Genomic DNA, 13,438 nt, shown 5'->3' with positions numbered 1-13,438 from the left:
CGCGGGATGGAGCAGCCTGGTAGCTCGTCGGGCTCATAACCCGAAGGTCGTCGGTTCAAATCCGGCTCCCGCAACCATATTCGTCAGAACAAACCCCGCCTGTGTAACAGCAGCGCGGGGTTTGTTGCTTTTCCCCTCCTGCTTTTCGTCGCCCCCAATTCCCCCGCCCTCCAGCCAACCCCCAGGCTTGAGAGGTCGTGCCCAGGATGAACTATCTTTAACCCTGCCAGGCCGCTGAAAGCGCTTGAGGCCGGAGTAACATTGGATACGTTTTCCTAAGGGACTCTCACTTGGCCACACCTTTCCCTCACCTCGCGCTGCAAGCCCGGGGCAATCCATGACTTCGCACAACCCCGAACCCCCGGTGCCGCTTGCCTCGGCGCTACCCGGCGCGGTGCAACGCCTGCCCTTGCTCGAACGCTTGAGCCGCTACCGCCAGCCCATCGGCCTGGTAGTGACCCTGGTGTTGTTCACCATGGCCTTGATCGCCTGCCGCCACCTGTTGAGCGAATTGGACATCTATGCCTTGCACGATGCCATGCTCAGCGTCCCGCCCCAGTCGTTACTTGGCGCCTTGCTGGCTACCGTGCTCGGTTTCGTTGTCCTGCTGGGCTACGAGTGGTCGGCCAGCCGCTATGCCGGCGTGAAGCTGCCGGCGAGCAGCCTGGCGCTGGGCGGTTTCAGCGCCTTTGCCATCGGCAACGCCATCGGCCTGTCGATGCTTTCGGGCGGTTCGGTGCGCTACCGCCTGTATGCACGCCAGGGGGTTGGCGCAGGTGAAGTTGCACGGATGACCGTTTTTGCCAGCCTGTCACTGGGCTGCGCGCTGCCGCCCCTGGCCGCCTTGGCGACCTTGAGCGACCTGCCGGCGGCGTCTGCCGCACTGGGTTTGGCGCCTGGCTTGCTGGCGGGTGTCGCAATAGCCGTGCTGCTGGTATGCAGCGTGCTAGTGTTCGGCTTGTACCGCCGGCGCCTGGCTGAGCAACCACTGGCCAACAGCCTGCTGGTACAACTGGGCCGCCGCACACTGCGCCTGCCTGGCGCACGCCTGGCAGCCCTGCAATTGCTGATCACCGCACTGGATGTCGCCGCTGCTGCCACCGTGCTGTACCTGCTGCTGCCCGAAGCACCGCCGTTCGGTGCCTTTGTGCTGGTGTACCTGCTGGCCTTGGCCGCAGGTGTGCTCAGCCACGTACCGGGCGGCGTCGGGGTATTCGAAGCGATCCTGCTGGCAGCTTTTGCCGACCAACTCGGCGCCGCGCCGCTGGCAGCGGCCCTGCTGCTGTATCGGCTGATCTACGTGGTACTGCCGCTGCTGCTGGCCTGCGTGCTGCTGCTGGCCAACGAGGCCCGGCGCCTGCTGTTCGCGCAACAGGCTATCAAGGCCGCTTCCGGGCTGGCCGCGCCGATCCTGTCGATCCTGGTGTTCCTGTCCGGGGTGGTGCTGCTGTTCTCCGGGGCCACGCCCGAGATCGACACCCGCCTGGAGCACATGGGTTTCCTGGTTCCGCACCGCCTGATCGACGCCTCGCACTTCGGCGCCAGCCTGATCGGCGTGCTGTGCCTGCTGCTGGCCCAGGGCCTGCGCCGGCGCCTGTCCGCCGCCTGGCTGCTGACCACCGTGCTGTTGCTGGTCGGCGCCCTGCTGTCGCTGCTCAAGGGCTTCGATTGGGAAGAGGCCTGCCTGCTGACCCTCACTGCCGCCCTGCTCGCCTTGTTCCGCCGTTCCTTCTACCGCCCCAGCCGTTTGCTCGAGTTGCCATTCTCGCCGGTGTTTCTGGTGGCCAGCGCCTGTGTGGTCGGCGCATCGGTGTGGTTGTTGCTGTTCGCCTACCAGGATGTGCCCTACAGCCATCAGCTGTGGTGGCAGTTCACCCTCGATGCCGATGCCCCGCGTGGCCTGCGCGCCGCCATGGGCAGCGCAGTGCTGCTGGCGGCCGTGGCCCTGACCTGGCTGCTGCGCACCGCACCACCGGTGATCCACCTGCCTGACGAAGAAGAGCTGCTGCGTGCCAACCGCATTCTGCTGGCCTCCGACCAGCCCGATGGCGGCCTGGCCCTGACCGGCGACAAGGCGCTGCTGTTCCACCCTCGCGACAACGCCTTCCTCATGTATGCCCGTCGCGGCCGCAGCCTGGTGGCGCTGTACGACCCGATCGGCCCGGCCCAGGAGCGCGCCGAGATGATCTGGCAATTCCGCGACCTGTGCGACCTGCACCATGCCCGCCCCGTGTTCTATCAGGTGCGCGCCGAGAACCTGCCGTTCTACATGGACATCGGCCTGACCGCGCTGAAGCTGGGCGAAGAAGCCCGGGTCGACTTGCGCCGCTTCGACCTCGAAGCCAAGGGCAAGGAGATGAAGGACCTGCGCTACACCTGGAACCGTGGCGGCCGTGACGGCCTGAGCCTGGAAATCCACGAACCCGGGCATGCCCCGCTGGCAGAGCTGAAGGAAATTTCCGACGCCTGGCTTGGCAGCAAGAACGTGCGCGAGAAAGGCTTCTCGCTGGGGCGCTTCAGCCCTGAATACCTGCAGCATTTTCGCATTGCCCTGATCCGCTTCCAGGGCCGCCCGGTGGCTTTCGCCAACCTGCTGGAAACCCATGGCAACGAACTGGCCAGCCTCGACCTGATGCGTGCGCACCCCGAGGCCCCGAAGCTGACCATGGAATTCATGATGATCGGCCTGATCCTGCACTACAAAAGCCATGACTACGCCCGCTTCAGCCTGGGCATGGTGCCGCTTTCCGGCCTGCAGCCGCGGCGTGGCGCGCCCTTGACCCAGCGCCTGGGCTCGATGGTGTTCCGCCGTGGCGAGCAGCTGTACAACTTCCAGGGGCTTCGACGCTTCAAGGACAAGTTCCAACCGGACTGGGAACCCCGCTACATGGCCGTGCCGGCCGGGCTCGACCCGCTGGTGGCACTGGCCGACACCGCCGCCCTGATCGCAGGCGGCCTGACTGGATTGGTGAAACGTTGATGACCCGACGCTTTTGGCTGTACCTGCTGGTTCCCCTGCTGTTGGCCGCCCTGGGAGGCACGCTGGCGTTCTGGCTATGGACCCGCCCTGCCCCCGAGGCACGCCTGGAACAACTGAGCATCAATGACACCCGCATCACCCGTGTGACCCCAGGCGTGCACCCCAAGGCCCGAGTGGCCATCGGTGTACCCCAGGACCAGGCGCTGACCGACAGGCAGCTGCTGGATCTGGCCCAGGCTGGCGAAGCGCAACTGGTGCAGGTGATCCTGCCGCCCAACGACTGCAGCAAGCAGCAACAGGCCTTGGACCAGGCCATGGGACAGCTGCCGGAGAAACCGACCCTGGTCGCCGGTATCGGCCCTGGCGCCTCTCAGGCGTGGCGCTGGCTGGCCAGCCAGAACAACGACAAGGCGCGGGCGATTTCCGTGGACTTCAGCCTGGAACAGCCCGGCTGCCAGGCAGCGCTGCCGAAGTCGGCCGCCCACGGCCACTGGAACGTCGCCTGGAACGACAACCCGGATGACGCCAGCGCCGCCTTCGTGCGCGACCAGGCCAATGCCGAAACCAGCATCAGCGACTACGACATTCACCTGCCACAAGTGCTCAAGGCCCAGCTGACCCAGGCCCTGGTCGGCCACGACGGCAACGCCCTGGCCATCCCGGTGGTCGAGGTGCCAGCCGGGCAGACCACCGACACGGTCACCCTGTTCCTTTCCGGTGATGGCGGCTGGCGGGACCTGGACCGCGACGTGGCCGGGGAAATGGCCAAGCTTGGCTACCCGGTGGTCGGCATCGACACACTGCGCTACTACTGGCAGCACAAGACCCCGGAACAAAGCGCCGCCGACCTGTCCGAGCTGATGCAGCACTACCGGCAGAAGTGGGGCACCAAGCGCTTCGTGCTGACCGGCTATTCGTTCGGTGCCGACGTGCTGCCGGCGATCTACAACCGCCTGCCGGCCGAGGACCAGCAGCGTATCGACGCGGTGATGCTGCTGGCCTTTGCCCGCAGCGGCAGTTTCGAGATCGAAGTCGAGGGCTGGCTGGGCAAGGAAGGCCAGGAAGCGCCAACCGGGCCGGAAATGGCCAGGCTGCCGGCCTCCAAGGTGGTGTGCGTGTATGGTGTGGAAGAAACCGACGAGAGCGGTTGCACCGACAAGACTGCGGTGGGTGAACGCCTGAAGCTGCCGGGGGGGCACCACTTCGACGAAAACTACCCGGCACTGGCCAAGCGCTTGATCGGCGAGATCGAGACGCGCCAGGGCAAGTCCAGCGTGGCTGAGCAGAACTGATAAGATCTTGCAGCCCATTCGCGGGTAAACCCGCTCTCATAGAACTGCACATAACTCATTGATTTAGCAGAGACCCTGTGGGAGCGGCTTTAGCCGCGAACACCGGCGCAGCCGGTGCCATGCACCGCGTTGGATTCTTCGCGGCTAAAGCCGCTCCCACAGGGTACGAGGATCGCTTGCGAATCCAGTTATCTGCGCGACAGCGCAGCCCAAAGGGCTGGGCAATCTCCCGCAGGTACAGCGCAAGCTTTGAAAGCTATGCGGTCCATGTGGGAGCGGGCATGCCCGCGAACACCGGCGAAGCCGGTGCCCTACACCGAGTTGCCGGCTTCGCGGGCACGCCCGCTCCCACATGGGACGGGTACTGCCTTGAAATCTGTGTTGCCTCTCAGATCTCGACCTGGGTCCCCAGCTCGATCACACGGTTCAGCGGCAGGTTGAAGAAGCGCAAGTTGCCGTTGGCATTCTTCAGCAGGAACGCGAACAGGTTGCCCCGCCAGCGCGACATTCCCTCCAGCCGTGAGGCGATCACGGTCTCGCGGCTGAGGAAGAAGGTGGTGCGCATCGGGCTGAAATCCAGGTCTTCCAAGTGGCACAGCTTCAACGCCGCCGGCACGTCCGGTTCGTCCATGAAGCCGAAGTGCAGCAACACGCGGAAGAACCCGTCGCCATAGGCTTCCACCTCAAAGCGCTCCTGCTCCGGCACCCGTGGCCGATCCTCGCTGACCACCGTCAGCAGCACCACCTGGCTGTGCAGCACCTGGTTATGCAGCATGTTGTGCAACAGCGCATGGGGTACCGCATCGGAGCGCGCCGTGAGGAACACCGCCGTGCCTTCGACCCGGTGCGGCGGCTGAATGCGGATACTGCTGATGAACAGCTGCAGCGGCAGCGCGCCTTCGTCGATACGCTCCATCAGGATCTGCTTGCCGCGCTTCCAGGTGCTCATCAACAGGAACAGCACAGCGCCGGCCAGGACCGGGAAGGCCCCGCCCTGGATGATCTTCGGCACGTTGGCGGCAAAGAACAGCCCATCCACAAACAGGAAACCCAGCAGGATCGGCACCGCCAGCACCGGTGGCCACTTCCATAGCAGCAACATCACCGCCGAGACCAGGAGGGTGGTCATCAGCATGGTACCGGTCACCGCCACGCCGTAGGCCGCCGCCAGGGCGCCGGACGACCCGAAGCCGATCACCAGCAGCACCACGCCAACCATCAGCGCCCAGTTCACCGCACCGATGTAGATCTGCCCCTGCTCGTCGCTGGAGGTGTGCTGGATCTGCATGCGTGGAATGTAACCCAGCTGGATGGCCTGGCGGGTCAGGGAGAAGGCCCCCGAGATCACCGCCTGCGAGGCGATCACCGTGGCCATGGTGGCCAATCCGACCAGCGGCAGCAGTGCCCAGCCCGGCGCCAGCAGGTAGAAGGGGTTACGTGCCGCCTCCGGGTTCTGCAGCAGTATCGCGCCCTGGCCAAAGTAGTTGAGCACCAGCGCCGGCAGCACCAGGATGAACCAGGCGCGGGCGATCGGCTTGCGGCCAAAGTGGCCCATGTCGGCGTACAGCGCCTCGGCACCGGTCAGCGCCAGCACCACCGCGCCGAGGATGGCCACGCCCATGCCGGGGTGAACCACGAAGAAGTTCACCGCCCAGACCGGGTTGAATGCCTTGAGCACTTCCGGGCTCTGCGAGATGCCATGCACCCCCAGCGCGCCCAGCGCCACGAACCAGGTAACCATGATCGGGCCGAACAGCTTGCCGATCTTCTCGGTGCCGTGCTTCTGCACCAGGAACAGCGCCACCAGCACCACCAGCGAAATCGGCACCACCCAGTGATCGATGCCTTCGAAGGCCAGCCCCATGCCCTCCACCGCCGACAGTACCGACACCGCCGGGGTGATCATGCTGTCGCCATAGAACAGCGAAGCGCCGATCAACCCGCACACCACCATCAGCGTACGCAACCTCGGGTAGGCCGCCGTGGCCCGCCGCGCCAGTGCAGTCAGTGCCATGGTGCCGCCCTCGCCCTGGTTGTCGGCGCGCAGGATGAACATCACGTATTTGAACGACACCACCCACAGCAGCGACCACAGGATCAGCGACAGGATCCCCAGCACGCCGTCATGGTTGACCGGTACTCCGTACCCGCCGCTGAAGACTTCCTTGAGGGTATACAACGGGCTGGTACCGATATCGCCATAAACCACCCCGACCGCCGCCACGAGCAGGCTCAGCGACCGCGTCGCGCCCTGCTTCCCCTCGTGCCCGCCCTCGGCGTGACTGCTTGCCTGAACCATCGACCACTCCCGCAGACGGCCTTGCAAGGCCAGTAGAATTCCCACCTGCGCCCGGAAGCTTGGTACCCCTGACGCAATGGCCCGAAGCATAGCGCAGCGTTCGTGGATTTTCTGCTGGTGCGCCTCTGGCGGGTCACCTGGCGGTTACAACTAAAGGTCCAGAGACTGCATGGGTATGCCCAACGCTGCAGCAATCTTTTCGCGAGTGGCCTTGCGTGGGCGCTCGGCAGCTTCCTGCTGGGCATACGCCGACTGCGAGACGCCCAGGCGCTGGGCAACTTCAGCCTGAGTCAGGTCCAGATGCCTGCGCCAGGCAGCAATGGCGGTCATACCGTCCTTCACCATATAGCCAACGACTTCATTGGGTACCAGGTCCGGTTGCGGATGGCTGGCGATATAATCGGCATACGGCAGCACGACGAAGGCAGGACGCCCGTCAGCATCATTGATGATCTGTACGTTAGTAGGTGTGTTCATCGCGCTTCTTGACCTCCTCGATGCTGACAATTTTGACGCTACCGTCCCAGTCGAAAAGTATCCGGTAGGTACCCACCCTGAGACGGTAACCGTAATGGTGATTGACCAGCGCCCTGATGTTTTGAACGTGCGGCATGTGCATCAATGCCTGAACAGCATCGTAGACCTTTGACTGATCAATCCTGTCGATTTTCCTGAGTTGCTTCACAGCTTTGCGTGACCAGTTGATCGTATTCATTTCCACGCCAGTCTTATAAGAAAACTATAAGAATCGAATAAGTTCAAGAAAAGGTTTCATCGGCGCAGACGAGGGTGACGGGCGGGGTCTATTGATTCAAGGGGAACCATTGCCAGGCTGTGTTTCGAGGTTTTGCCGAGCAAGCAACTTATGGTTGGCTGGCATAGCGCAGCGTTCGTCGCATTTCTGCTGGTCAAGCGACCCTGCGCTCGCTAGAATTGCGCACTTTTTGATCAGAGGCGCCAAAAGCGCCCGTCAAGATCGCCCCCGATTCCGGTCGGGCGACCTGCATTCAATACCGAGGTTAGTCATGTCCACCACGCCCGCCACCCCCAAGGTAGGTTTCGTAAGCCTGGGTTGCCCAAAAGCCCTGGTCGATTCCGAGCGCATCCTGACCCAGCTGCGCATGGAGGGCTATGAAGTCGTGCCCACCTACGAGGACGCCGACGTGGTGGTGGTCAACACCTGCGGCTTCATCGACAGCGCCAAGGCCGAGTCGCTGGAAGTAATCGGCGAAGCGATCAAGGAAAACGGCAAGGTCATTGTCACCGGCTGCATGGGTGTCGAGGAAGGCAGCATCCGTGACGTGCACCCGAGCGTGCTGTCGGTCACCGGCCCGCAGCAGTACGAGCAGGTGGTCAACGCCGTGCACGAAGTGGTGCCGCCACGCCAGGACCACAACCCGCTGATCGACCTGGTACCGCCGCAGGGCGTCAAGCTGACCCCGCGCCACTATGCGTACCTGAAGATTTCCGAAGGCTGCAACCACAGCTGCAGCTTCTGCATCATCCCGTCGATGCGCGGCAAGCTGGTCAGCCGCCCGGTCGGCGAAGTGCTGAGCGAGGCCGAGCGCCTGGTCAAGGCCGGGGTCAAGGAGATCCTGGTGATTTCCCAGGACACCAGCGCCTACGGCGTCGACGTCAAGTACAAGACCGACTTCTGGAACGGCCGCCCGGTCAAGACCCGCATGCTCGAGCTGTGCGAAGCCCTGAGCAGCCTGGGTGCCTGGGTACGCCTGCACTACGTGTACCCTTACCCGAACGTCGACGACGTGATCCCGCTGATGGCCGCCGGCAAGATCCTGCCGTACCTGGACATCCCGTTCCAGCACGCCAGCCCGAAAGTGCTCAAGGCCATGAAGCGCCCGGCCTTCGAAGACCGCACCCTGGCACGTATCAAGAACTGGCGCGAGCAGTGTCCGGAGCTGGTGATTCGCTCCACCTTCATCGTCGGCTTCCCGGGCGAGACCGAGGAAGACTTCCAGTACCTGCTGGACTGGCTGACCGAAGCCCAGCTGGACCGCGTGGGCTGCTTCCAGTACTCGCCGGTGGAAGGCGCCCCGGCCAACGACCTGGGCCTGGAAGAAGTGCCGGACGACGTCAAGCAGGACCGCTGGGACCGCTTCATGGCCCACCAGCAGGCCATCAGCGCCGCCCGCCTGCAACTGCGCATCGGCAAGGAAATCGACGTGCTGATCGATGAAGTGGAAGAGCAAGGTTCGGTTGGCCGCAGCTTCTTCGATGCCCCGGAAATCGACGGCAGCGTGTTCATCGATGGCGACCACGGCTTCAAGCCGGGTGACAAGGTGCGTTGCCGCGTGGTGGATGCCGACGAATACGACATGTGGGCTGAACCCATTTAATCGCGCTGGAACATAATGCCTGTCAGTTATGTAATTTGGGGCCGCTTCGCGGCCCCATTGACGCTATCTGACAGGCATTAACGGGCCTGGGGCTTTTTCGTCAGAACGCGTGAAAAAGCATCAGGCCGCCCTCTGCATCCGGGCTGGCATCCGAGAAGCCTTTGACTGCATAGAGTTGCACTTTCCACTGCTGGTTGAGCTTGTGTGTCAGGAACAGGGTAAGTTCCTTGATCTGCGCACCCGTCGAGACGACCTTCTGCCGCCAGTCGTAGGAGGCGCCCGCCGAAGTGCCTGCAGCCACGGGCATGGCGAAGCCGAGACTGGCAAATATCGGGTCGTCGAAATCGCTGTCGGGCGGGTCGCCGAACTTCTTCCAGCCCAGGGTCGCGAAGCCGGTCACCGGGCCAAAGGCCTTGGCGATGTCGACCTGGCCGGTGTAGTCGTATTCACCGGTGCCCAGGCACTGGTCTTCATCGGCAGTGGGGAATTTGACCTTGCCGATCAGGTCCAGCATCAGGCCGCCGTCACTGCCATCGAGCAGGGCATAACCGGCGCTGGCAACCGTGTCCCCCAGCCCGCTTTCCACATCCCGGCAGCCACCGGGCAAGGGGTCACCATTCGGGCCCACTTCAGGGTTGGTGATGCGCAGCCAGGGCACGGTGACCTTGTAGGTCATTGGGCCGGTTTCATACTTGCCGACCACGGGGACGTACCAGATTTCCGAGGTTGTACCCGTGCCATAGTCGCCACTTGAATAGTCCATGCCTATGGCGGCGCTGAAGGTATCGCCCAGCACCGACGCGCTGGCGCATGACAGCAAGCAGGCGAAAAGAGGGAGCGTGGGTCTCATCTGCACCTCGGTATCCCGGACGGGAGGGGTGATAGCACTTACCCAGCCTAGTTGCCTAATGCCCGGATCGCTCTGGATGCTCCACTTTTTCGACTTTCTCTACTGTCTCGGGCCTTTCGACCTTTTCGACCCTCTCTACTTTCTCGACCTTCTCTACTTTTTCTACCTTCTCGACTTTCTCAGGTTTTTCGATCTTCTCGACCTTTTCGGGCTTCTCGGCTTTCTCGATCTTCTCGACTTTTTCTACTTTCTCTACCTTTTCAACCTTCTCTGCTTTTTCGATCTTTTCCACCTTTTCAAGCTCGACCTTCTCTACCCGGTCAGAGCTGCCACTATTGCTGCTCTCAGGTTGCTCCACGGTGTCGACATGTTCCGACCTTCCGGACTTGTCCACGCTTTCAGTACTGTCCCGACCACTGGAATCGTCAACACTGTCGTGCCCGCTGTGGTCATCACTGCTTTCAATGCGATCACTGGTCGCATCGCGTCCGCCATGCCCGCTATTGCTGGAAGCTTCAGCGTCACGGGTGCCGTGCTCGCTGCCACGCCCCGAATGCCCTCTGTCCGGGTTGTCGGCACGGTCGTCATCGAACTCCACGCGGGTTGCCCGCAGCTCGTGCCTGCCATTGAATACCCCGCTCACCCGCACACGTTGGTCGAGCGCCAATGCCGCGGGTTGCTTGCCGACGATCACGGTGCCCTGCCCCAGCGTCACCTTGATGCCTGCCACCACCAGTTGTTGAGCGTGGCTGCGCTGTACCAGCCCCTCTATCACCGCCGTCTGCACACGGCCAGCAAAAGGCAGGCTCGGGTCTGGGCGGGTTTGCGCCACTTCCAGCTGGCGTCCGGTCCACTGCCCACGTACCAGCACTTCCCGCGCAGGTGCCACACGGGTTCCCAGCTTCAGCCCCTGGAGGCTGCCGGCACGGTCAACCGCACCGATGGCACTGGCTTCCCTGAGGCCCGGCGCCCGCTCGATACGACTGGCTACCACTTCGCCCCTGGCATCGCGCAGGCCACTGACCCTGACCGGCTCGCCCGGGCGCAGCCCTTCAGCCACCCGCGCCCCTGCAGCAAGCCGCACAGGTTGGCCCATGACCCGCAGGGGGGCCGAAGCATTGGGCAGTGCCGTCAGCGGCCCTTCGTAAACGTTGAGGATCGAGATGCGCCCTGCTTGCAGGCCGCGTTTGCCGGCAAATGCCTCCACCGCGACAACCTGGCCGATTGCCAGGTGAGCGCTACTGGCAGGCGCACCGTTTTCACTCACCGGCACATCCTTGCCAAAGTGCACTTCCAGGCCATTGACGCAGATCGAGGCAAACCCGGTGATGGTGCCGACGATGCCCGTGCCACCGGTACCGCCAGGGTGCAGGATCGGTGCGCCGGTACCGCCTACCCCGCCGTGATCGATGAAGGTGCCGTCCACACCGTCGGCCACCGCACCGGTCCCGCCCGTGCCACCGGGACGCTGCGGCAGCGGCGCACCGGTGCCACCCACTCCGCCGTTTTCGCTGCGTACACCGGTACCACCGACCCCGCCCGTCCTGGCCCCGGTACCACCAATACCGCCCGGAACCTGCAAGCCCGCCGCCCCCGCCATACCCACTTCGTCACGGCTGACACATACCGGTGCTGCGGCCACCTCGGCAGGCGCCACCAGGTTCAGCCCGAAACCCAGGAGCAGTGTGACGACACTGAGGCAGCGCGCGAGGGAAGTCATGGGTCTGGTGTCTTCGATAAATCGGGGTCGGTAGTTTCAGTGTAGAAATAAAGCCCGACCGTGATGCGCTGACGTTGCTCGGCGCTGGGCACATCGGCATCTTCCAGGCCTGATGCGAGCCGGCTGAAGGCAAGCAGCATCTGCATGCCGTCCTTGTCCACCGCCGCACGCAGATGGTCGACGCTGGCCGGGCTCAAGGCGTCGTAGTGCACACTGCGTTCAAAGAACGGCTGGCCGTCCCCACTCAGGTTGTGCACTGCCGCGCAGGCATGGTCATGCAGGTTGTGGCCAAAGTAAGCGGCCTTTTCGTCGAAGCCCTTCTGCGGCACGAATGCCTGGGCCTCCAGGTGAACACAGTCCTGGTCGTCGAGCCGGACGATACCCAGGCGCAACCACTCATCCAGCACCACCCGCCCGCGGATGTCGGTGCTGATCTTCGCCACCAGGGCATCGAAGGAACAATCGCCGCCAACGCTCGCCAGGCGCGGCAACGGCAGCGCCTGGCCAGGCGCCGAGCAGAACGGCTTGCCAGTGGTCCACATATTGACCAACTGTGCGCCTAACGTGATGTTTTCCGGCAGCGCGGCGAGCAATGCGCCCCCCTCGCTGCGCAAACGCCGGACATCCTTGCGATGCACGCCCGTGAGCAGGCTGATGCGGCTGTCGGTCGGCACTGTACCGTCCAGGCGAAACTCGCGATGGGCCACATCGACGAACACTTCCTTGAGCAGGTCGGCGAACATCGTGTAGGTGACCCCTTTGCGCAGCATCAGGCGCACCAGAGGGCGCATGACACGCCGCAGTGCGCTTAACATCGAAGGTGGGATGGTAGGCGATTGCATTGAGCGCATTCCTTGACAGATGAACCCAGTATACGACGCGGGAAAAGATCCCACACCAACTGTGACCATATCCCGGACGAGATGAGGGATAGTCGTCGGCGCTCATTGCATTCGCGTTGAGTGGGGCTGCCGTGTATCCGAACCTGGCCTCATGCAGGCCCGCCCCGTGGGCGCTGCATGAGACCGTTCAGAGCCAGTCAGCTCCTGCTGTTGTCATCACCCGGTTCGCCTGCGGCATGCTCACCGCGGTCATCACCCGGTTCGCCACCCAAATGGTCGCCACGATCATCACCAGGTTCACCACCAGCGTGATTGCCGTGGTCATCGCCAGGCTCACCGCCAACATGATTGCCATGGTCGTCCCCGGGCTCACCGCCAACGTGATTGCCATGATCGTCACCGGGTTCACCACCAACGTGATTGCCGTGATCGTCCCCAGGCTCACCGCCAACGTGATTGCCATGATCATCACCTGCTTCAGCGTGGTTGCCGCTGCGCCCAGAGTTCGAGGAGCCGTCATGGCCGCGCCCACTGTTGCCGGCATGGCCATCTCCATCCCCGCCAGCGCCGTGGCCGCCGCCTTCACCGCCATGGCCGCCACCACCACCGCCGTGACCACCGCCGCCACCGCCATGGCCACCACCGCTACCGCCGTGACCACCACCGCCACCACCATGGCCGCCACCGCCACCACCGTGACCACCGCCGCCACCACCATGGCCACCACCGCCGCCACCGTGACCACCGCCGCCCCCACCATGGCCACCTCCACCACCACCGTGGCCACCGCCGCCCCCACCTCCGTGACCACCACCGCCACCACCATCCTTGGCGTAGGCGCTGGAGCCATTGGATATCGAGTCTGGGATCAGAACGATGGAAGTCGACAGCACGCCAGCAACGGCAACCGCCAGTAGCGCCTTTTTGAACAGCACATGTATTTGCATATTTCGTCTCCAGGTCGTCGCCATGAGAAACGCCAAATCAAGCCGGGAATCCTGTGTTCGGTTCTTGCCTTTCATTGTGTGGGAATTTTTCCCACAGGAAAGTAATAGACCGCCAAACCCCGAGGTTCAAGCAGCGCACGGAGAAGCCGAC

General features: G+C 63.6%; 10 protein-coding genes and 1 tRNA gene. 4 read left to right on the top strand and 7 right to left on the bottom strand.

Features of this window, described 5'->3' with window-relative positions:
- The 3 genes from ACGLHT_RS27750 to ACGLHT_RS27740 all read left to right on the top strand — a co-directional run bounded on the left by ACGLHT_RS27750 (nt 1) and on the right by ACGLHT_RS27740 (nt 4,272).
- Nucleotides 1-77 (top strand) — tRNA-Met (locus ACGLHT_RS27750).
- 260 nt (nt 78-337) lie between these two features.
- Nucleotides 338-2,980 carry a bifunctional lysylphosphatidylglycerol flippase/synthetase MprF gene (mprF, locus tag ACGLHT_RS27745; protein ID WP_085665253.1) on the top strand — a complete coding sequence of 881 codons (2,643 nt, stop codon included), beginning with the start codon at nt 338-340 and terminating at the stop codon, nt 2,978-2,980.
- Nucleotides 2,980-4,272 carry a virulence factor family protein gene (locus tag ACGLHT_RS27740; RefSeq protein ID WP_137164657.1) on the top strand — a complete coding sequence of 431 codons (1,293 nt, stop codon included), beginning with the start codon at nt 2,980-2,982 and terminating at the stop codon, nt 4,270-4,272. Before mprF ends, ACGLHT_RS27740 begins: the two co-directional genes overlap by 1 nt.
- Before the next feature lie 388 nt (nt 4,273-4,660).
- Here the strand turns inward: ACGLHT_RS27740 and ACGLHT_RS27735 are convergent, their stop codons facing one another.
- From ACGLHT_RS27735 to ACGLHT_RS27725, 3 genes are all read right to left on the bottom strand, one after another.
- Entirely contained in the window at nt 4,661-6,571 is a 1,911-nt protein-coding gene (locus tag ACGLHT_RS27735) for a potassium transporter Kup (RefSeq protein WP_137164658.1), read from the bottom strand.
- A 150-nt stretch (nt 6,572-6,721) separates the two neighbouring features.
- On the bottom strand, nt 6,722-7,048 hold the full coding sequence (locus ACGLHT_RS27730; protein WP_085590701.1) for a helix-turn-helix transcriptional regulator: 327 nt from the start codon (nt 7,046-7,048) through the stop codon (nt 6,722-6,724).
- A complete protein-coding gene (locus ACGLHT_RS27725) occupies nt 7,032-7,286 on the bottom strand; it encodes a type II toxin-antitoxin system RelE/ParE family toxin (protein ID WP_274121083.1) in 255 nt (84 codons plus the stop codon). Before ACGLHT_RS27725 ends, ACGLHT_RS27730 begins: the two co-directional genes overlap by 17 nt.
- Nucleotides 7,287-7,596: 310 nt before the next feature.
- On the opposite strand from ACGLHT_RS27725, the gene rimO reads away from it, so the two are divergent.
- Nucleotides 7,597-8,928 (top strand): 30S ribosomal protein S12 methylthiotransferase RimO, encoded by a 1,332-nt coding sequence (gene rimO, locus ACGLHT_RS27720; RefSeq protein WP_013973825.1) that lies wholly within the window; start codon nt 7,597-7,599, stop codon nt 8,926-8,928.
- Nucleotides 8,929-9,028: 100 nt separating this feature from the next.
- Here rimO and ACGLHT_RS27715 read toward each other — a convergent pair whose 3' ends face one another.
- From ACGLHT_RS27715 to ACGLHT_RS27700, 4 genes are all read right to left on the bottom strand, one after another.
- Nucleotides 9,029-9,778: a hypothetical protein gene (locus ACGLHT_RS27715; RefSeq protein ID WP_024087593.1), complete on the bottom strand. Its 750-nt coding sequence runs from the start codon at nt 9,776-9,778 to the stop codon at nt 9,029-9,031.
- Nucleotides 9,779-9,833: 55 nt separating this feature from the next.
- Nucleotides 9,834-11,498 carry a DUF5666 domain-containing protein gene (locus tag ACGLHT_RS27710; RefSeq protein WP_274121082.1) on the bottom strand — a complete coding sequence of 555 codons (1,665 nt, stop codon included), beginning with the start codon at nt 11,496-11,498 and terminating at the stop codon, nt 9,834-9,836.
- Nucleotides 11,495-12,340, bottom strand: coding sequence for a DUF6502 family protein (locus tag ACGLHT_RS27705; protein ID WP_274121081.1), 846 nt, complete (start codon nt 12,338-12,340; stop codon nt 11,495-11,497). The genes ACGLHT_RS27710 and ACGLHT_RS27705 overlap by 4 nt, the downstream gene beginning before the upstream one ends.
- Before the next feature lie 197 nt (nt 12,341-12,537).
- The gene (locus ACGLHT_RS27700; RefSeq protein ID WP_274121080.1) at nt 12,538-13,287 is read right to left on the bottom strand and encodes a hypothetical protein; all 750 of its coding nucleotides are present in this window, start codon (nt 13,285-13,287) and stop codon (nt 12,538-12,540) included.
- Nucleotides 13,288-13,438 lie beyond the last annotated feature (151 nt).

The sequence above is a fragment of the Pseudomonas sp. PsB genome (genome assembly GCF_043658375.1).
Lineage (GTDB): Bacteria > Pseudomonadota > Gammaproteobacteria > Pseudomonadales > Pseudomonadaceae > Aquipseudomonas > Aquipseudomonas putida_Z.
This window is presented reverse-complemented; position numbering and strand designations above follow the sequence as displayed.

What these genes read in the sequence shown, in the direction of transcription:
- mprF (WP_085665253.1), top strand. Translation starts at nt 338, where the DNA reads ATGACTTCGCACAACCCCGAACCCCCGGTGCCGCTTGCCTCGGCGCTA.
- ACGLHT_RS27740 (WP_137164657.1), top strand. Translation starts at nt 2,980, where the DNA reads ATGACCCGACGCTTTTGGCTGTACCTGCTGGTTCCCCTGCTGTTGGCC.
- ACGLHT_RS27735 (WP_137164658.1), bottom strand. Translation starts at nt 6,571, where the DNA reads ATGGTTCAGGCAAGCAGTCACGCCGAGGGCGGGCACGAGGGGAAGCAG.
- ACGLHT_RS27730 (WP_085590701.1), bottom strand. Translation starts at nt 7,048, where the DNA reads ATGAACACACCTACTAACGTACAGATCATCAATGATGCTGACGGGCGT.
- ACGLHT_RS27725 (WP_274121083.1), bottom strand. Translation starts at nt 7,286, where the DNA reads ATGAATACGATCAACTGGTCACGCAAAGCTGTGAAGCAACTCAGGAAA.
- rimO (WP_013973825.1), top strand. Translation starts at nt 7,597, where the DNA reads ATGTCCACCACGCCCGCCACCCCCAAGGTAGGTTTCGTAAGCCTGGGT.
- ACGLHT_RS27715 (WP_024087593.1), bottom strand. Translation starts at nt 9,778, where the DNA reads ATGAGACCCACGCTCCCTCTTTTCGCCTGCTTGCTGTCATGCGCCAGC.
- ACGLHT_RS27710 (WP_274121082.1), bottom strand. Translation starts at nt 11,498, where the DNA reads ATGACTTCCCTCGCGCGCTGCCTCAGTGTCGTCACACTGCTCCTGGGT.
- ACGLHT_RS27705 (WP_274121081.1), bottom strand. Translation starts at nt 12,340, where the DNA reads ATGCAATCGCCTACCATCCCACCTTCGATGTTAAGCGCACTGCGGCGT.
- ACGLHT_RS27700 (WP_274121080.1), bottom strand. Translation starts at nt 13,287, where the DNA reads ATGCAAATACATGTGCTGTTCAAAAAGGCGCTACTGGCGGTTGCCGTT.